Genomic DNA, 19,357 nt, shown 5'->3' on the forward strand with positions numbered 1-19,357 from the left:
CTTAATTTGAATAATCTTGGTGATTAGACTAAATTGAAGGAATGGCGACGCTACTTTTGCTTCAATCGGGTAGTAGTGGATGCTTATTTGGGGCTGGGCTGAGGTAAGCTCGTAAATAAGCATGCTTATTTCATCTCAATCATGTGGGTTTCTTTAACGAGTCGTTATTAATGATCATTAGCTAAAAAATGAGTGGTTCTTCTTTATTTTGTCGTGATGAATACACTGATAGCCAGCTTGATATATAAAGCGCATAAAAAAAGGAACTTACCCTACGGTAAATTCCTTAATATGACACCAACAATCAATTCTAAAAATTTGCTTTTGCTTTAATCGTCGTAACAATACCCGATAACGCATAAATAATACCAATCGCCAAGATACCAACAGGTATATCATAGAGCACAATACTCATAACCAACACACCAATTATTAGAACTACAAAAGGTACTTTCTTTTTATCAAACTCTTTAAAGCTATAGTATTTGACATTACTAACCATCAGTAAACCACAAATCACCACCCAAGCAGCAAATAAGAATATGACTGCCGTATCGTACTGCCCAACCCATTCATTATGGTCAACAGCGACCATAACGGCTGCCGTTACTAATATAGCAGCAAGTGGACTGGCCAAACCGACAAAGTATTTTTTATCAACAATACCGACCTGAACGTTAAAACGTGCGAGACGGAAGGCGGCACAGGCGGTAAAGACAAACGCACAGCCCAAGCCAATGCGACCTAACGGCTGTAGCGCAAAACTATAAACTAAGATCGCTGGTGCAACACCAAAAGCCAGCATATCGGCAAGCGAATCATATTGCTCGCCAAAGGGGCTTTGCGCATTAAGCATACGCGCCACTCGCCCATCAGCACCGTCGAGAATAGCGGACAAAAAGATGGCTAAAGAAGCTTTGTAGAACTCGCCTTGCGTACTGGCTAAAATCGAATAAAAGCCAGATAGCAGTGACAAGGTTGTAATTAGGTTTGGCGCTAAATAGACACCGCGACTGACTACTCGCTGCCCTTCAGCAACTTCTGCTTCAATCACTTCAAAGGTCAAGCCATCATAACTCTCATTATCCGCTAAGCGAATATTGAAATCATGCTCATCGACAAAGGGCGGCTGGGCGGCTGCGCTGTCTTGTAACAATCCATCATTTAGAGGCGGATGATTTGATTCGTCTTTAGGTGATTGCACGTTAGTCATCTCAATATCCTTATTTGCCGGCATAGTTATTCACTAACATGGTTATTCGCCGACTAGCCAGCGTACATTGGTTGCGCTATCAGGCGTTAAGTCTGGAGCATCAGCCACTTTTAATGCAGGCTGTAAGAAGCGTAATATCTCACGTGCATGATTATCAAATTGCCAAGGTGGATTGATGACCAGTAAACCTGTACCGTTAAGACCAACCGCCACATCATTTGGATAAATATTCAGCTCACAAACCAACTGGCGGCGCATTTCGGTACGCTTCAGTTTTTTGTAAAACAATTCAACGGCTTCAACGTTCTTAATAGGGAACCAAAGCGCGTAAGTGCCTTGTGGCCATTTATTATAAGCAGCAACGAGTAAATTTATAAGGCGTGTAAAATCTTTGTGCTCTTGCTCATAAGGCGGATCAAGAAAAATCAGACCGCGCTTTTCTTTTGGTGGAATAACGGCGGTAATACCTTCAAAGGCATCACGATGCTGTATACCAATGGGTAACTTGTGCAACTGATAATTTAGCGCATCATATTCGCTAGCTTTGGCTTCAAAAGCTTCACCGCGCACGCCTGCATCTGGATTTTTCTCGATATGATGGGCAACCCACCAAGGAGAACCAGGATAGACTTTATTGTCATAAGTGAAACGGGCTTGCTTAATGCCTTCCATATAATCTTTGACAGCAGCGGGTGCCTTGTCGGTATTGGCATTTAGTAACGCTTGGATACCACCTTTGGCCTCACCTGTCTTGCGCGCTTCTTCACTGCTCAGTGAATACAGTCCGCGACCACCATAAGCATCAAGCACATAAAAAGGTTTGTTTTTTTGCCCCAATTGATTAAGGAGTTGTACCAATAAAATGTGTTTAACCACATCAGCAAAGTTACCAGCGTGGTAGGCGTGTTTATAGTTCATAATCTCAAAAGTTTAAATAAGAAAAATTACATCTATGGTAGCATAGGCAGAGTAAAAGATAACGATGGTTTTGGTAAAAAGGCATTGATTGGCTATGTATTGCTAGCTAACTGACCATAGTGAGACGAAATGACAGAGATTATTAGCAATCTTGATGTGACAAAGTTGGTGATTGATCATCCGATAGGAGAAGATAATCCACCATTATTATTTCCTCATAGCGACGACCCAAGCCAAAAACCACTGACTCAGCGCGTATTACAACAGTCTGATTTCGATATCAGTTGGCAAGATAAGCTGACTGATACACAACTGGATACATTCGTTGATGATGGTTGGATCATTATTGATGATATCTTTGAAACGAAAGCGCTGTTAGCCTTGCAAGCAGAGAGTGGTTTTATTGACTATCGTGATGCAGAACTGACGGCTGGGATTCGTGTCAGTGATATTCGCGGTGATCGCATCCGCTGGATTACGGAAAACTTCTTTGCTGGGTTTTATTATTTGCAAAGTATCAATGCGCTTGCTAGCTTATTTAATCGCAGTTTATTTGCCGGTATTCGCCACAGTGAAGCGCATTATGCTTGCTATCCGGTGGGGTTTGGCTATCAATGGCATAGTGACAATCCAGCTGGGCGTGATGAACGCGTTATCTCTGCGGTGTTTTATCTCAATGATGAATGGGAACCAACTGACGGCGGCGCACTAGAAATCATTGATAAATATGGCGTTCATCATAACGTCATGCCTGTCGCCAATAGATTGGTGATATTTGACAGTGACCTACAACATCAAGTACAAATTGCCCATCGGCAGCGTTATTCTATCGCTACGTGGATGCGCCGTGATGGTTTGGTGCCTTTTGTTGAAGACAATATTTAAAACGCATTAGCAAATAACGAGCAACGACTGATTGTATTGTATCGTGGCTGCCAATCTTAAAAATTTATCATTTTAATTTATAATAAAAAGGTTTATTCATGTCGGACTTTAATAAACAAACCATCCATCAACAACAAAACCATCAGCAGCAAACGCTAGATTTAAGTATTGCGCTACTTGAACGCCCTTCAGTGACACCAGATGATGATGGCTGTCAAGATATCTTGTCAGAACGATTATCACAAGCTGGGTTTGACTGCGAATTTATGTATTTTGGCGATAGAGATCAAAGCGGCGAACACGCTGAAGTCAAAAATCTATGGGCGCGCCGTGGTACCACTGATCCAGTTATTTGTTTTGCTGGTCATACCGACGTTGTGCCTACGGGTGATGAAAGCAATTGGACGTATCCGCCATTTACGCCAACCATCGCTGATGGTTACCTATGGGCTCGCGGTGCAGCTGACATGAAAACGGGGATTGCGGCTTTTACCGTCGCTGCCGAGCGTTTCGTCGCTAATTATCCTAAGCACAATGGTTCGATTGCTTTTTTAATCACCTCAGATGAAGAAGGCCCGTCTATTAATGGCACGGTCAAAGTCATAGAGACCTTAGAAGCCCGCAATGAAAAAATCACTTATTGTCTTGTTGGCGAACCATCGAGCACGGATACGCTCGGCGATATCATTAAAAACGGTCGCCGCGGCTCATTGGGTGCGGAACTTACGGTCACTGGCAAACAAGGTCATGTTGCATATCCACATTTAGCTTGCAACCCTATTCATGCAACGATGGCAGCTTTGGCAGAACTGACTGCCGCTACTTGGGATAGTGGCAATGACTACTTCCCTGCGACTTCACTGCAAATCTCTAATATCAATGGCGGTACAGGCGCCACCAACGTCATTCCTGAGACGTTAAGAGTTATCTTCAACTTCCGCTTTTCAACGGAAACCACTGAAGATGAGCTAAAAGCAAAAACGCATGCTATCTTTGACAAATACTTTACTAATAGTAAGGCCAGTTATGATATCCATTGGAAATTATCTGGTCAGCCGTTTTTGACCCCTGAAGGTAAATTGGTTTCTGCCTGTCAAAAAGCGATCAAAAAGGTAACTGATACTGACACGACACTATCTACATCAGGCGGTACATCTGATGGACGCTTTATTGCACCAACGGGTGCACAAGTCGTTGAGCTTGGTGTAAGAAATGCGACGATTCACCAAGTTGATGAAAAGGTAGAAGTCGATGACTTAGGCAAGCTTGCGCAGATTTATGAAGGGATTTTAGAGAACCTGCTACTAAATTAATCATTCGTTGAAGTAAGCAAAGAAAGCGCCAAGTCTGATAGCAGACTTGGCGCTTTTTTATTATTTTGACTGATTTATTCAATACTAATTTTACTCAATACCAATATAGAGATCAACTTGACCATACTCTAGATTACCACCGATATAATGCTCAAAATCGACATCAAAAGTTCGGGTATGTTCACAGCTGCGATCATTAAAATAGGTCCAAGCCTTTTCCCAAGCATTCATCACCGTGTATGGCATTCTACCCTGCTCAGAGAATACCAAATACTTTCCTGCAGGAATATCTACTGTTACTAGGTTTGCAGCCTTAGACATATCTTCACTGTCTGATGGCTCTTGCTCACTGGCTACTTTCCAACTGGCAACCACGTCAAAAGCGCCGACCAAATCATCGCTCTCATAGTTATGATAGACACCATAAATGTCTTCGCCTTTAGGCAGATCACTGGCATGATTTTGGTAAAACTTTTGCCATAAACGACCCAGTTTCGCCGTGTCTTCGCTAATCTCAGCGTTATTGGTCGTACGAACGCTAATACCTTTACAAGTTATTGCTTCAGGTAGCTCTTTAATTTGTGAAGTCATGATCTGTAAGTCCTATATATTTATTCAGTTTTCTATTTGAGATGGTATTAAAAATAGCGCTTCAGGGTATAAATCTAATCTGCTTCATCAATCCAATTCATTTGAATCGCTTCCAAGATGCCTTCGTTTGATTTTTGTGGATCATCATCAAAACCTTCAAGCTCAGTCACCCAACGATGTAAATCAGTAAAACGGATGTACTGCGGATCGGTCTCTGGAAACTTCTCATACAGCTCAATAGCGATATCTAAGCTGTCTGTCCATTTTAATTTTTGCGGGGTCATGGTAGCTCCTTAACTTTTAATCATTTTTAGACACGTCATCAAATCAGTGGTCAATTTGAATGGTGATCTAATTGGCAACTTAATAACCGCTATCCTACCAAAATTCGCTCGCTGATTATAGACAAGTTCGTTATACAGCACTTGTCGTTTTACTCGTTTCAGCAGATTTGGCAGATTTAATCGCCACTTGATGCTGATTCCAAGAATCAATTACCTCATTCAACCGCTCGCCTATCATATCCAATATCTCTGGCGCACATTTGCCTTTTTTATTGGTCAATACAAACTTAGTCATACCAACGCCCATCAACTGGTTTTTTACAAAAAAGCGCGTCTCAAAATAAACGTATTTTTTATCCCAGCCCGCAAGCGTGCTACTTACCATCATTTTATCTAAAAATTTAATTTCTTTCAGATAAACCATCTCTTGCATGGCGATAACCCAATTTAATGGTTTAATACCTTTTTGATGACAGCACGCCATCAGCCAGCGAGTAACGTTTAGCTCAATAAAAGACAGATAACGATAATTAGGCAGATGATTCCGAAAGCCCATGTCATGCGGTAATACTCGATAGTGGCGAACAGTGGGTGCCATCAATGACTCTATACTAATTGTCTCACTCGTCGATTGCTGCTTGAGCTGTTGCTTGAGCAAACTGACCATAATAAAAAAACGCAGTAACATATTCATAAAAAACTCTCTAATTTTATTTCATTATAGTTATCATTGGCGATAATATTCGGTAATGCCATCTCGGCCATAAATGCCGCACACTTTAACGCAAAAAAAGCCACCTCAGTGACTTTTTTATTTGAAAATGTACGCTTATAACTTAGATTAAGCCTCTTATATTAGAGATTAATGACCTGCACCATTGATACTACGTACCATCTCTTCCACCATTTTCTTAGCATCACCAAAGATCATCATAGTCTTGTCCATGTAGAACAGACTATTATCAAGCCCTGCATAACCTGTATTCATTGAGCGCTTGATGACCATGACCGTTTGGGCTTTAGTGACTTCTAGAATCGGCATACCAAAGATTGGCGACGTTGGATCATCTTTTGCAGAGGGGTTGACCACATCATTTGCACCGATTACCAAGACGACATCTGTACTCGCGAAGTCTGAGTTGATCTCATCCATCTCTAAAATATCATCGTAAGGCACATCCGCTTCAGCCAACAGTACGTTCATGTGACCTGGCATACGACCAGCGACTGGATGAATGGCAAAACGCACGTTCACGCCTTCTTCTTTTAGCAACTCATATAGCTCTTTTACCGCGTTCTGTGCACGACCTTGCGCCATGCCGTAACCCGGAACAATAACCACACTACTGGCATTGGCCATCAAGAAGCCGGCATCTTCTGCTGAACCTGCCTTGTAGTTTTTAGGTGCACCATCATCAGCGCCTGCTGCTACGGCTCCTGTACCCATACCGCCAAATAAGACGTTGAGTAATGAGCGGTTCATGGCTTTACACATGATGTAGGACAAGATTGCACCTGATGAACCAACCAATGAACCTGCGATAATCAGCATCGAGTTACCAAGGGTGAAACCAATGCCTGCCGCCGCCCAACCTGAGAACGAGTTCAATAGTGAGACAACCACTGGCATATCACCGCCACCAATCGGCGCAATCCACATCCAACCAAATATCACGGCAATCACTGCCATCGCATAAAATGCTGGTAATGAGTCAGTGATGAAATAGACGCCACCGAAAGCAATCATCGCAATGAATAATAATGCTTGGACGGGTTTTACCCAACCCCCAACCAATGTTTTAGCCCAGCTTTTTGCGGCTAATTTACCAAAGGCAAAGACAGAAGCTGAAAAGGTAATCGCACCGATGAAGCAACCAATAAACAGCTCAACTCGCGCAACCGCGCCATGCTGTTGTTCCGTATGCAGTACCGTTGCCAATGCAATGGCGACCGCAGCTAAACCGACAAAGGAATGCATTAAAGCAACGGTTTCTGGCATTTGCGTCATCGCGACTGTTTTCGCTTTCCACATGCCGACGAGGGCACCCAAAATCATCGCACCGATAATTAACCAAAGGACAGGGCCTTCTGCTAAGAAGAATGTCGTGACGACCGCAATCGCCATCGCTACCATACCAAAACGGTTACCACGGATAGCGGTCTTTGGGCTGGATAAACCACGCAAGGTTAAAACGAAAAGGATAGCGCCGACCAGATAGAACCAATCCGCATTTGCCGCAATCATTGCTGAGAAATCATTCATGCGTCACCTCCAACATCAGTGGTTGCTACTGGTGCTTTTTTTACTTTCGGTTTAAACATCGCAAGCATACGCTCAGTCACGGCAAAGCCACCGAAGATATTGATACTGGCTAAGAATACGGCAAAAGCGCCAAGGATACTGGTCGGTGTAAAGACAGAGCCGTCAATAGTGACGGTCTGTAGCATGGCACCGACGATGACGATACTCGATAGTGCGTTGGTGACAGCCATTAATGGTGTGTGCAATGCAGGCGTGACGCCCCAAACGACGTAATATCCGACAAAAATAGCGAGTACAAATACGGTAAAAATCGCTACAAATGGGGTGCTACTCATGGCCGCACCAGCTGGCGCTGCCGCTAAAATAGTGGCAATCATCTCATCCTCCTAAAAATTTATTCGTTACTGGCAAATGTGTAGTGAAAGGCAGTTAAAACTTAGCGTTTGGCTAGTCGTACCTGACTGTTATGTGTCACTGCCAGTGCGCCTTGAATCTCGTCTTCCATGTCTAATTTAAGTGCCAAATTAGCTGATGCGTCACTTGCTGACGCGTCATCGCTAGCAGGCGCAATTAATGTGGTGATAAAGTTAACCAAATTGTTGGCATACAAATCTGAAGACTGCGCGGCGAGCATCGATGGGATGTTGGCAGCACCAACGATACGTACGCCGTTGTCTGTAGTAATGGTCTCATTAGGCACACTGCCTTCGACGTTACCACCTGTACCAGCAGCCATATCGATCAATACGGAACCCGCCTTCATTTTAGCAAGGGTTGCGCCGTGCACCAGACGAGGAGCGTTACGACCAGGAATCTGCGCTGTAGTGATGACGATATCAGCATTGCTTAATGCCTTGTCAACCACTGCCGCTTGGTCTTTGACATATTGCTCTGATGGCGTCCACGCATAACCACCAGTAGACTTGGCAGTCTCAGCCTCCTCTGCACTCATCGGCACATCCAGCCATTTACCACCCAATGACTCTACTTGCTCACGAGCAGTCGGACGTAAATCGCTCGCTTCTACCACTGCACCTAAACGCTTAGCCGTTGCAATCGCCTGCAAACCTGCAACGCCGACACCCAAGATGACCACTTTGGCAGGCTTAACTGTACCAGCTGAGGTCATAAACATCGGGAAAGGACGCGAGTATTCATTAGCCGCCAGCAATACTGCTTTGTAACCTGCAAGGTTGGCCTGTGATGACAGTACGTCCATATTCTGTGCGCGTGACAGTGTGCGAGGCAATAACTCCATGGCAAAGGCAGTGACACCTTTGGTCGCATAAGTATCAAGCTGAGTATTACGATATGGGTCAAGCATGCCAATGACAATCTGACCTGACGTCAAGCCTTCAATAGCTGCAGCAGGCAAGTCATTGACGGTGGTAATAATTCGAGACTGTGTGATTACCTCGGCGCTGCTGCTGGCAATGTCGGCACCTGCAGCCTGATATAACTCATCCGCATAATATGCCGCTCTACCTGCACCTGACTGTATGAGGACTTCAAACCCAAGCTTACGCAATTTTTTGACTGCGTCTGGGGTTATCGCTACACGGCTCTCGCTCGCGATATCTGCACTGATTACACCGATTTTCATACCGTCTCCTTACTTACGTCTAATGACTATACTTACGTCTCACGACTACCTTTAACACCCTCAACGCGCATTTAAAAAGCACAGGGGACAAAAAAACCTTTGGTCATGGTTGGTTCAACATCATGACCAAAGATTATCAATCTAATAAATGATAGCGACTTTGCCATCATGTCTTTTTATTATAGAGACATCATCTGCCAACTTTCATTGCCTAATGATGACCCACAAGTAAAATAAAAAGTTAGGCATTTACACCATCTGCATAACTTTTATTGTTATATTAAAAATTTTTCCTTTTCAATTAAACGCTAAACTTGACAAGCTATCGGCTTATATCACTCAATTATGTCATTTTTAAGGATAACGTTAAACAACACGAAATAACGACGGGTAGGTCAAGATACAATGCTGCTTATCGTATAATAAGAAAACTTGATACATAAATAGAATACCCATTGACTCACTATAATAAGGAATGACGATGTATTTTTTACTTTCCCCTGCCAAATCTTTAAATGAGAAAAATGCGGTGCCAGTGAACTTAGACAAATATTATAGTCAACCAGAGCTCATCGAACATGCGCAAGCGTTGATGAAAAACTTAAAATCAAAAGAACCGATTGATTTACAAGAACTGATGGGCATCTCTGATGATTTGGCACAGCTCAATGCCAAGCGCAATCAAGAGTGGCGTTGGAGCAACGATAAGCCATTTACTTTAGACAATGCCAAACCTGCAGGTTATTTATTCGATGGCGATGTTTATACTGGACTTGATATGTATCATATGGATAAAGAAACCGCCATTTACGTCAATAAGCATCTGGGTATCTTGTCTGGATTATATGGCGTATTGAAACCGCTCGATTTGATGCAGCCATATCGTTTAGAGATGGGTACCAAACTGAAAAATGAACGTGGTGATAACCTTTATGAATTTTGGGGCGAGGAAGTAACTGCCATTATTAATGCACGTATGGCAGATAGTGATGATAAGATTTTGATTAATCTGGCGTCAAATGAATATTTCAAAGTGGTCAAGAAGAAAGCGCTGAATGCGGAAGTTATCACGCCACGATTTGAAGATGAAAAGAATGGTCAATACAAAGTGATTAGCTTCTATGCCAAAAAAGCACGTGGACTGATGGTGAAGTATGCTGCTGATAATAAGCTGACCAATGCTGAGCAGCTAAAGCAGTTTGATTTGGCGGGATATTATTACTGTGAAGCCGCTTCTGATGATAAAACGTGGACGTTTAGACGGGATGCAGCCAGTCAGTAGTTTTTAAAAACATATCTAATTTGTATAAATAAACCCCGATAAGCTCAGCCTATCGGGGTTTTTCGACAGCATATCATCACCAGTTGCCGTAAAAATTCTCAATGATCATACGGTAAAGCGCAATTTATCTCTTGAAACATCAAGTACGACAGTTTGATCATATACGTTATAGGTATGAAGACGATCGATATCGTTCTCCCAATTGGGTTCGATATAACGCACAAAGGTTTCTTTGTAAGATGTCGGTGTCAACTCTTCTACCAGATACAAAGCCACTCTACGCCCATACCTAATAGTGCCATCTTGAGCCGTACGAAACAGCTGACCATCTCTCTTAAATAGTGCACCTGCTAATCGTGACCCACGCACGTCAATTTTTAAAGGCGCCGAGGGATGAATGGTCCAGTTATCTGACTCCAACTTATCAGACGTATAAATATGCAATTCCAAATCCATTGTAAGGACTGAAATTGAACCATGCGTGGTAAAAAGATACCATAAGCCATTGTGCTCAATAACGGCACTATCTGCTGCCTGAACTCCAGACACCAACTCATGAACTTTTTCCCACTTCTGCGGAAAATCCGTCGCTTTTAATAGGTTAATACAATTGGTCTTGGCGGCTTCTGGAATCATATATACAGCGTTTTCATGCTCGAATACATTAGGAAAGCTTAAATGAGAGCGAATACCTAAATCGACTGGTCCAGAATTGATAACTTGATGGTGCTCATCCAGTTCCACCCACTCTATGCGGCCGACACCTTCTCTATAATTTAAGCTCTCAAAAAATATATAACGCCTTGAATCTTGCTCAATATAAAAAGGGTCAGCCCAAAAACATCCTTTTTCAGGCAATAGCTCAGTGTATGTTTGCATCGACTGATCAATAGAACCAATCAAAATACTCCAGTTATTGTGATAAAGACTCTTATAGAAAGTCTTTATCGTATAGTTTTTAAAAAAACCCATCAAATGCCGTATGGCAGTCAGTTGTTGGGGTTGTTCGTAAATTGCATCGTCAAGCATTAAATTTGTCGAATTTCCATTTTTAACGCCAATTTTATTTTTATGGAAATACCAATACAATATCGATGCTGCGACACCATTTAATTTATGCTCGGTTAAATTATAGTCCCAGTAAAATAAAGAGCCATACCCTCTCCCAACGACTTTATCACCATTAAGACACTCATTTAACAGATGTAGCGTGACTACACTATTCTCCCATTGTTCGGCAAACTGCCAATACAATGCTGATCCGTGTCTTTGTTTGGTTTCATCGCCGTAACGAAATAAGAGAATTCCTTTTTTTGAAACACTCAGAATTCTCCCTGCTAAGGTGCGAAAACCAAATTTGACCAGATAATCTAGATTGGCGGCTTCAAGTTTCTCAATCACTGAATCCTCAATCTCATCATAAATCTTATCCTGATTTACTACTGATATTACGATGGGCATCGTACCATTAGCCACCAAGTCATGAATAGAATAACGCTTGGTATTACTCTTATTTCGAGAAAGAAATGAAAATAACTTTTGATTAATGGAAGGAATAACTTTGGATAGACGAGACATGTGAAACGCTTGTTTTTTATCTCGTTGGACAGCAATACAAACCTCAACCTTGCCTTCATCGACGAGAGATTTTAATGGTTTGAACTTATACCATGCCAATGTTTCCTCTTCTACAAGAATCCCAAGCCTAATTTTTTTCATCATCATCACCTTGAATTGCACAAGAGTTTGTGGCTGGGCAGCCTTAACACATGTTCAATTGTCCTTTGATAAAGTATCAGTCCATTAATTACATTTAAATAATAACATATATAAAAAAACTTTATATATTCAATGCTCTTGATAATGTGAGGTCGATTTTGTTGATCTAATGGGTATTTTATTTGTTGAAGTTTTTAGAAATGCATCAAAGACCATGAGTAAATAGCAGGTAAAGTGTCACCACTAAGTCTGGGAAACAGCAACGCCCTCACTATGTCTGTCAATTGGCAACCTTTCCAAGCATAAAACACTTATCCAACCTATCGAATGAATGTATATAAAACCGTGATTACCTCATATACCAATGAGTAGCGCTATAAAAATTAGGCAAAAAAAAAGCCCTGCTATCTTCCGATAACAGAGCTTCTAATAATCAAATAAACTTTATGACAAAATCATACTTCTAGCGAAAAGCGATTTGTCGAGGAAGATGCGCAAAAATAGTACCTGTTGTACATTGAGCGCATCTGACGAAAAGAAATCGCTTTGTAACAGAAGTAAAATTACATCATGCCGCCCATTCCACCCATACCGCCCATTCCACCAGCACCGCCCATGCCAGCCATACCGTCATCACCTTGTGGCAAATCAGTAATCATGACTTCGGTCGTTAGCATTAGGCCTGCAACAGATGCTGCATTTTCTAGCGCTGAACGAGCTACTTTAGCTGGATCAAGAATACCCATCTCTAGCATATCGCCGTATTCGCTAGAAGCTGCGTTGTAACCATAGTTACCGCTGCCACTCTTCACTTCGTTCACTACCACTGATGCTTCTTCGCCAGCGTTGGTAACGATTTGACGTAATGGTGCTTCCATTGCGCGACGTAAGATATTGATACCCGCGTTTTGGTCATCGTTATCGCCACGTAGCTCAGACAATGCATTCATTGCACGAACTAAGGCAACACCGCCGCCAGGGACAACGCCTTCTTCAACCGCTGCACGAGTCGCATGTAGCGCATCGTCAACACGATCTTTCTTCTCTTTCATTTCAGTTTCAGTCGCAGCGCCAACTTTGATAACGGCAACGCCGCCAGCCAGTTTCGCCATACGCTCTTGAAGCTTCTCTTTATCGTAGTCAGACGTTGATTCTTCAACTTGACGTTTAATAGATTCAACGCGATTTTCGATGTCAGCAGAGTTACCAGCGCCATCAACAATCACAGTGTTTTCTTTACCGACAGTGACTTTCTTAGCCGTACCAAGTTGCTCAAGAGTAGCAGTCTCTAAACTTAGGCCAATCTCTTCAGAAATCACAGTACCCCCAGTTAGCGTTGCGATATCTTCAAGCATGGCTTTACGACGATCGCCGAAACCTGGTGCTTTAACGGCACAAGTTTTTAAGCCGCCACGCATGTTGTTGACAACCAATGTTGCCAATGCTTCGTTTTCAACGTCTTCAGCAATGATTAGCAATGGCTTGCTTTGCTGCATCACTTGCTCAAGTAATGGCACGATTTCACGAATATTGCTGATTTTTTTATCAACCAACAAGATATATGGATTTTCGAATTCAGCGGTTAAGCTATCTTGCTTATTCGCAAAGTACGGGCTGATATAACCACGGTCAAACTGCATACCTTCGACAACTTCTAAGGTATCTTCAAAGCTTGAACCTTCTTCAACAGTGATAACGCCTTGCTTACCGACTTTTTCCATCGCTTGAGCAATTAGCTCACCGATTTTGGTGTCTGAGTTGGCAGAGATAGAGCCCACTTGAGCAATCGCTTTTGAATCGTCAGCTGGTGTAGCCAGCAAATGAATTTGCTCAACAGCAGCGCGAACCGCTTTATCGATACCGCGTTTTAGATCCATTGGGTTCATGCCAGCGGCAACTGATTTCATGCCTTCTTGCAAGATAGATTGCGCCAATACAGTTGCAGTCGTCGTGCCATCACCAGCGACATCATTTGTGCGGCTAGCCACTTCACGGACCAATTGAGCGCCCATGTTTTCGAATTTGTTTTCAAGTTCGATTTCTTTGGCAACCGAAACACCATCTTTAGTGATGGTAGGCGCGCCAAATGATTTGTCGATAACCACGTTACGACCTTTAGGGCCCAATGTCACTCGTACTGCGTTTGCTAGAACGTTTACGCCGTCCATCATTTGTTTACGGGCATCAATGCCGAATTTTACGTCTTTTGCCATGTTAAATTACTCCACTATTATAAGTATGAGAATGCAATTAAATGTTTCAATAATTTTTAAATAATGTTGTCAAAATGCGCTGAGTATAAAAATACTCAAAAAGGACTAGCCTTCTAACACACCCAATACATCAGATTCTTTCATAATCAATAGTTCTTCGCCGTCAACTTTTACGGTTTGACCAGCATATTGACCGAACAAGACTTTGTCGCCAGTTTTTACATCTAACGCGCGAGTTTCGCCGTTGTCACGAATCTGACCGTTACCAGTTGCTAGCACTTCACCTTGTGAAGGTTTTTCTTGAGCAGAACCAGGAAGCAAGATACCACCAGCCGTTTTTGTTTCTTCTTCTATGCGGCGGACAACGATGCGATCATGTAAAGGACGAATATTCATCAATATGTCTCCAATAATTTGGTTATTTGCAGTAAGGGTTTATTTGAATTAATGGTCTCAATACCAATATCTATAGGCACTACTGCTTAAAACAGCATTCTAAAGATAAGCTTTGAGCTTGTATCAAAAAGTGGGGGCAAAGTGAGTTAGCTTCAAGTGTAAAGCCCAAAAATTTACAAGAATTTTGCATATCGTGGATTATTTAGTTGGTAATGACGTTTATGAACAGTCATTTGATTGAATTGCACCGTATTAAAGGCCTTAGCACGACTTTAAAAGCCGCCATATGAGTGCTAAATTTCAACACCGAATTGAATTAGTTAAGTTACCGCATATCATTTACAACTGACCGATTAACTTACTCCTGCTTACTCAAGTTACAGCAAGTGACGCCTGATGATATCGCGCTCGATGCCAGCAACCTTGACTACAATAGCAACACCACAGGGACAGCTGGCACTCTTGAAAAGATAGCAGGACATGACCATTATAGTCCTTGAGAAAATAACAATAGTTATAAGCAATGCCATAAATAGCGATTAAGGAATGTCCATGAGTTTTTTACCAAACGATCAAAAGTCATTAACAACCGATACTAATAATACTAAACGTAGCAAGTCTAAGTTTTTAACCGCCCTAACCACTGGGGCCAGTATTGCTACGATTGGAGCGATAAGTATGACTGCACCTACCCTTGCCAGCGCAAAGAATATCGAACCTTCAAGCGCCAACTACAGCTTTACGGTTGAAGACAAATATAAAGGCACGGCTACTCGCACGCTTAACAAATCAGGCAATACTTGGAAATATAATGTCAATGCTCGGGTGGCAGGTGTTGCAAGTGCTTCGCAAAACAGCACTTTTACCATCAACGGTAATAATGTCATTCCGACTCAAGCCAGCACCACTTATAAGCTATTAGGCGTTGGTCGTACGCACAAATTAGACTTCAATCCAAGCAGTAAAAAGGTGGTGAGTAACTATAAAGGCAAATCGACGACCATGAACATGGCACAACAAGCTTTTGATGATTTAAGTTTGGAAGTACAAATTCGCCAAGATTTATTGAACGGTAAATTCTCTGGCAACTATTACATGGCGAAAAAAGACAAAATAGAGAAAACCCCTTTCAAAAAATCTGGTAACACCAAGATTACCGTTCCAGCTGGCACATTTGATACCGTACGTGTCGACCGTATCCACGATGACAATAGTCGTTCTACCAGTTTTTGGCTCGCACCAAGCTTAGATTACCTACCAGTAAAAGTTAGCCAAATTAATGATGGCAAAAAGATGGATTTAGAATTAACCAAAGTAAATTAAGCTTTTTATTAAATAAGCAGAAATAGCATAAAAAAAGCGGCGCTCTAAATAGAGCGCCGCTTTTTTTGTCTGAAACTTCGCTAAATCAACTAACGTGGCTGCTTAACGACGTTGTTCATTGAAGGAAGACGCTTTAGTAGAATAAATAACCAAATATTGATTGCCAGTAATAAGACAAAATCAAGCAGATAAACCACTATCTCTGCCCAGCTGCTGCCGTAAACGCGGGTAAACAGCACCACACCACTCGCCCCCAAATAAACCAAGGTAAGCATACTGCCTATCAATAGCACATATGGCGAACGACCCCGTAGTATCGCGGGCGTCAAAATAAATGCTGGCACTAGCCATAATGCTTGCCAAGCGATACCGCCAATGACATCAGGACTACTGGGATTAAAAACATTGATAAAAATAGGTAGCCCAAGCAGTCTATAAACCAACCAAATCAGCCAAGTCACCATCAAGCGCTGACGAATGGGCGTAATTGGCTTTTTAAGCTTAGCAGGTTTGGCAGATTTTTTGGCTGGTGCGCTTATCTCACTATCGGAGCGGTTTGTAACCATTAGATATATTTACTTCCTAATTAATAGCGTTATATAAGACCTTGCATGCTATAAAAATCCGCTTAGCGAGTCCAATTAGCTTGCGCCAATGCAGTAGCACTAATCGCCAAGCGACGACCTTGGGCGATAGCCAACTCGCGCTCATCAGCTGAGACGGGTTGATCATGCAACGCCCCACTCACGTGGCTGGCACCATAAGGCGAGCCACCACGATGAGTACGATTAAGCGCAGGCTCAGCATAAGGCACACCAACAAGGATCATGCCGTGATGCAGCAACGGCAACATCATGGTCAACAACGTTGTCTCCTGCCCGCCATGCATCGAGCCGGTCGCAGTAAATACAGCAGCAGGCTTGTTCTGTAAATTACCTGCCAGCCAAATAGTGACCGTATTATCCCAAAAATATTTCATGGGAGCAGCCATATTACCAAAGTGCGTCGGGCTACCAAGCGCCAAACCCATACAGTCTTTTAGATCGTCCATAGTGCAATACAAGTCACCTTCATCAGGTATTGCAGGCTTGCTCGATGTGGTCTCGGGTGCAACCGTTGGTACAGTACGGATACGGGCTGTCATACCAGCATCCTCAATACCTTGAGCGATAGCATAAGCCAATGTCTTAGTCGTACCGTAATTTGAATAATAGAGCACCAAAACATAAGGGGCGGTCTGACTCATTAGCAATACTTCCTCATAAAACCATTAATGTTATTGTTGATTCTCATCACCTACAACAGCTTCTATGCACTCTATTTCTTTAGCATAAAACCTTACTTATTATGTAGCTATAGTCGATTCAATTTAAAAATAGTACTAGTACAAGGCAACCGAGTGTAGATGTATATTAAATATTTCAAGCGAGGTTAACGCTGTAATAATTTTATAGTGGAATGACTATATACATAATCTGTGACAGATAACGCAATATAGGCATATATTATGCCCCAGTCATTCACCGACATGCAAACAGCCTTGGTACACATTGTCGCTAATAACCTGCTAGAAAGGTTGCTGCTGTGCATTTTGACACAATTAAACCGCAGATGGTAACAGCATATCTTTGTTACACTACTGTCACTCAAACACCTGTTAAATGGTCGATATGGAAAATTTATCAAAAAAAATCCCGTTTTTACATCAACGCTGGTTTCAATTTTTACGATTCTTGACTCGGCACTTTTTTGAAGACAATTGCCAGCAAAAAGCGGCATCGCTGACCTACACGACTATGTTGTCAATTGTACCCGTTCTAACCGTCCTATTGATGATCCTATCTTCTGTACCCGCACTTGCGTCCGTTAGAGCACAGATATATGAAGTGATTTATAGTAACTTGCTACCACAATCAAGCATGCAGGTCAGTGAGTATATCAATAGCTTTGCTGAAAAATCCTCAAATCTAACCATCATTGGGGCAATGGTGTTATTTTTTACGACCATTATGACGCTAACAACCATCGAGCGCGCTTTTAACCAAATCTGGCGGGTAGAAAATCGCTCTGGCGGTATGAAAAGTATGCTGCGCTATTGGACCATCGTCACGTTAGGACCGTTAGTACTGGGTACGGCATTTCTTGCTTCAAGCGCGGTACAAAGCTTGAGTTTTTTAAATCGACAAATCGCTGGTTATGGCATTGACTGGTCTTTTTGGGTACAAGCCGTATCCATTGGTATCACTGTCGCAGGCTTTATTGGTATGTACTGGTTCATTCCAAAAGCACGCGTACCCGCGAAAAATGCAGCCATTGCTGGTCTCTTCGTCGCTATCGTATTCGAGCTGATGAAGCACCTGTTTGGTACAGTAATGGCAAATTTCACCAGTTATGAAGCGATTTACGGGGCTTTTGCGGCACTGCCCATCTTCTTATTATGGATATATTTGTCGTGGAATTTAATTCTATTAGGTGTTGAGATTAGCTATACCTTGACGATTTTTGAGACTGAAGAGGTCTATCCACGCCACCCGCTCCTAAGTTTGCTCGATATGCTAAACCTCGTTTATACCCATCATTTAAAAGGGGAAGCGGTAAGCGAACAAGCGCTACGTAACGTGCTAGGACGCAAAGAGCTACCGAAATGGTATACCTATATTAATTATCTGCAAGACAGCAATCTAATCACCATGACTGAAGATAATGATTATGTGCTCAAGAGAGATTTGAGCAAAATGACATTATGGGATTTTTATCGCACGCTACCTTATCCCTTGCCTATCAAAGATGAGCTAGATGAGATGGGGCCAGAGGATCAAAAACCTTGGCTTAGCTTGCTAGTCAATCGTTTTGAAAATACGGAAGCTTATGCCAAGCAACAGTTAGATCTACCGTTAAATGCTATTTTTGCCAATAGTGAGCCACGTAAAAAAGCTGATTCTAATGGAAAAGGCATCAAAGGCGGTCAATCAAATTTATTTAGAAAAACCTCGGCGACCACTGCAGCATTAGACAAGAATGCGCCGATCAAAGACACCCCACACTTTGACCCAATAGCTTATGATAAAGACAGTGATATTGAATGCGATGAGCAGGATAATGAGATTCTTATCCCTAAAGATTTGAATGACTCTCAAATTAAAACCAATGGTAATCTCTTTAATCATAAAGGCGATATCATTACTGAATCAGATAACCCAAAAACGAATTGAGAAAAGCGTTAGTAACGAATGAGGCATATTGAATAATAAAAATTAGTTTTCACTAGAGGTTATAATAGGGTGTGTATAGAATTCAAATCAAGGGCAACCAGATAAAGACACAAGCGAGCATTACCGCCGCTGCAAAGCTATC

At 42.2% G+C, this 19,357-nt stretch carries 18 protein-coding genes; 5 read left to right on the forward strand and 13 right to left on the reverse strand.

What is annotated here, in order from left to right; genetic code table 11:
• Positions 1–310 precede the first annotated feature (310 nt).
• Both pssA and JMX82_RS13455 read right to left on the reverse strand, forming a co-directional pair.
• Positions 311–1,213 carry a CDP-diacylglycerol--serine O-phosphatidyltransferase gene (pssA, locus tag JMX82_RS13450; RefSeq protein ID WP_227676798.1) on the reverse strand — a complete coding sequence of 301 codons (903 nt, stop codon included), beginning with the start codon at positions 1,211–1,213 and terminating at the stop codon, positions 311–313.
• A 42-nt stretch (positions 1,214–1,255) separates the two neighbouring features.
• Positions 1,256–2,131 carry a 23S rRNA (adenine(2030)-N(6))-methyltransferase RlmJ gene (locus JMX82_RS13455; protein WP_045446718.1) on the reverse strand — a complete coding sequence of 292 codons (876 nt, stop codon included), beginning with the start codon at positions 2,129–2,131 and terminating at the stop codon, positions 1,256–1,258.
• A gap of 129 nt (positions 2,132–2,260) precedes the next feature.
• On the opposite strand from JMX82_RS13455, the gene JMX82_RS13460 reads away from it, so the two are divergent.
• Together JMX82_RS13460 and dapE are read left to right on the forward strand one after the other, a co-directional pair.
• Positions 2,261–3,016, forward strand: a complete 756-nt coding sequence (locus JMX82_RS13460; protein WP_201540910.1) for a 2OG-Fe(II) oxygenase — start codon at positions 2,261–2,263, stop codon at positions 3,014–3,016.
• 98 nt (positions 3,017–3,114) lie between these two features.
• Positions 3,115–4,329: a succinyl-diaminopimelate desuccinylase gene (dapE, locus tag JMX82_RS13465; protein ID WP_201540911.1), complete on the forward strand. Its 1,215-nt coding sequence runs from the start codon at positions 3,115–3,117 to the stop codon at positions 4,327–4,329.
• 90 nt (positions 4,330–4,419) lie between these two features.
• Here dapE and JMX82_RS13470 read toward each other — a convergent pair whose 3' ends face one another.
• The 6 genes from JMX82_RS13470 to JMX82_RS13495 form a co-directional block, all read right to left on the reverse strand.
• Positions 4,420–4,920, reverse strand: a complete 501-nt coding sequence (locus JMX82_RS13470) for a GyrI-like domain-containing protein (RefSeq protein WP_201540912.1) — start codon at positions 4,918–4,920, stop codon at positions 4,420–4,422.
• A gap of 74 nt (positions 4,921–4,994) precedes the next feature.
• Complete coding sequence (gene iscX, locus JMX82_RS13475) at positions 4,995–5,204, reverse strand: Fe-S cluster assembly protein IscX (protein ID WP_021812734.1); 210 nt, start codon at positions 5,202–5,204, stop codon at positions 4,995–4,997.
• Positions 5,205–5,334: 130 nt separating this feature from the next.
• Complete coding sequence (locus JMX82_RS13480; RefSeq protein WP_201540913.1) at positions 5,335–5,898, reverse strand: acyl-CoA thioesterase; 564 nt, start codon at positions 5,896–5,898, stop codon at positions 5,335–5,337.
• 168 nt (positions 5,899–6,066) lie between these two features.
• Complete coding sequence (locus tag JMX82_RS13485; protein ID WP_413786786.1) at positions 6,067–7,467, reverse strand: NAD(P)(+) transhydrogenase (Re/Si-specific) subunit beta; 1,401 nt, start codon at positions 7,465–7,467, stop codon at positions 6,067–6,069.
• Positions 7,464–7,802, reverse strand: a complete 339-nt coding sequence (locus JMX82_RS13490) for a proton-translocating transhydrogenase family protein (protein ID WP_201540922.1) — start codon at positions 7,800–7,802, stop codon at positions 7,464–7,466. The genes JMX82_RS13485 and JMX82_RS13490 overlap by 4 nt, the downstream gene beginning before the upstream one ends.
• Before the next feature lie 101 nt (positions 7,803–7,903).
• Positions 7,904–9,070, reverse strand: a complete 1,167-nt coding sequence (locus JMX82_RS13495; protein ID WP_201540914.1) for an NAD(P) transhydrogenase subunit alpha — start codon at positions 9,068–9,070, stop codon at positions 7,904–7,906.
• Between the two features lie 481 nt (positions 9,071–9,551).
• Here JMX82_RS13495 and yaaA point away from each other — a divergent pair, with 481 nt between their 5' ends.
• A complete protein-coding gene (gene yaaA / locus JMX82_RS13500) occupies positions 9,552–10,352 on the forward strand; it encodes a peroxide stress protein YaaA (protein ID WP_201540915.1) in 801 nt (266 codons plus the stop codon).
• A 105-nt stretch (positions 10,353–10,457) separates the two neighbouring features.
• Here the strand turns inward: yaaA and JMX82_RS13505 are convergent, their stop codons facing one another.
• The 3 genes from JMX82_RS13505 to JMX82_RS13515 form a co-directional block, all read right to left on the reverse strand.
• Positions 10,458–12,071, reverse strand: coding sequence for a hypothetical protein (locus JMX82_RS13505; protein WP_201540916.1), 1,614 nt, complete (start codon positions 12,069–12,071; stop codon positions 10,458–10,460).
• A gap of 563 nt (positions 12,072–12,634) precedes the next feature.
• Positions 12,635–14,284, reverse strand: a complete 1,650-nt coding sequence (groL, locus tag JMX82_RS13510) for a chaperonin GroEL (protein WP_045456067.1) — start codon at positions 14,282–14,284, stop codon at positions 12,635–12,637.
• 105 nt (positions 14,285–14,389) lie between these two features.
• Positions 14,390–14,683 (reverse strand): co-chaperone GroES, encoded by a 294-nt coding sequence (locus JMX82_RS13515; RefSeq protein WP_041757514.1) that lies wholly within the window; start codon positions 14,681–14,683, stop codon positions 14,390–14,392.
• Between the two features lie 549 nt (positions 14,684–15,232).
• On the opposite strand from JMX82_RS13515, the gene JMX82_RS13520 reads away from it, so the two are divergent.
• Positions 15,233–16,003: a DUF3108 domain-containing protein gene (locus tag JMX82_RS13520; RefSeq protein ID WP_201540917.1), complete on the forward strand. Its 771-nt coding sequence runs from the start codon at positions 15,233–15,235 to the stop codon at positions 16,001–16,003.
• An 89-nt stretch (positions 16,004–16,092) separates the two neighbouring features.
• Here the strand turns inward: JMX82_RS13520 and JMX82_RS13525 are convergent, their stop codons facing one another.
• Together JMX82_RS13525 and wrbA are read right to left on the reverse strand one after the other, a co-directional pair.
• Positions 16,093–16,569 carry a hypothetical protein gene (locus tag JMX82_RS13525; RefSeq protein WP_193009089.1) on the reverse strand — a complete coding sequence of 159 codons (477 nt, stop codon included), beginning with the start codon at positions 16,567–16,569 and terminating at the stop codon, positions 16,093–16,095.
• A 62-nt stretch (positions 16,570–16,631) separates the two neighbouring features.
• Complete coding sequence (gene wrbA, locus JMX82_RS13530) at positions 16,632–17,249, reverse strand: NAD(P)H:quinone oxidoreductase (RefSeq protein ID WP_201540918.1); 618 nt, start codon at positions 17,247–17,249, stop codon at positions 16,632–16,634.
• Positions 17,250–17,673: 424 nt separating this feature from the next.
• Between wrbA and JMX82_RS13535 the strand changes: the two genes are divergently transcribed.
• Complete coding sequence (locus JMX82_RS13535) at positions 17,674–19,215, forward strand: YihY family inner membrane protein (protein ID WP_201540919.1); 1,542 nt, start codon at positions 17,674–17,676, stop codon at positions 19,213–19,215.
• Positions 19,216–19,357 lie beyond the last annotated feature (142 nt).

The organism is Psychrobacter sp. 1044, assembly GCF_904846525.1.
Taxonomy (GTDB): Bacteria; Pseudomonadota; Gammaproteobacteria; order Pseudomonadales; family Moraxellaceae; genus Psychrobacter.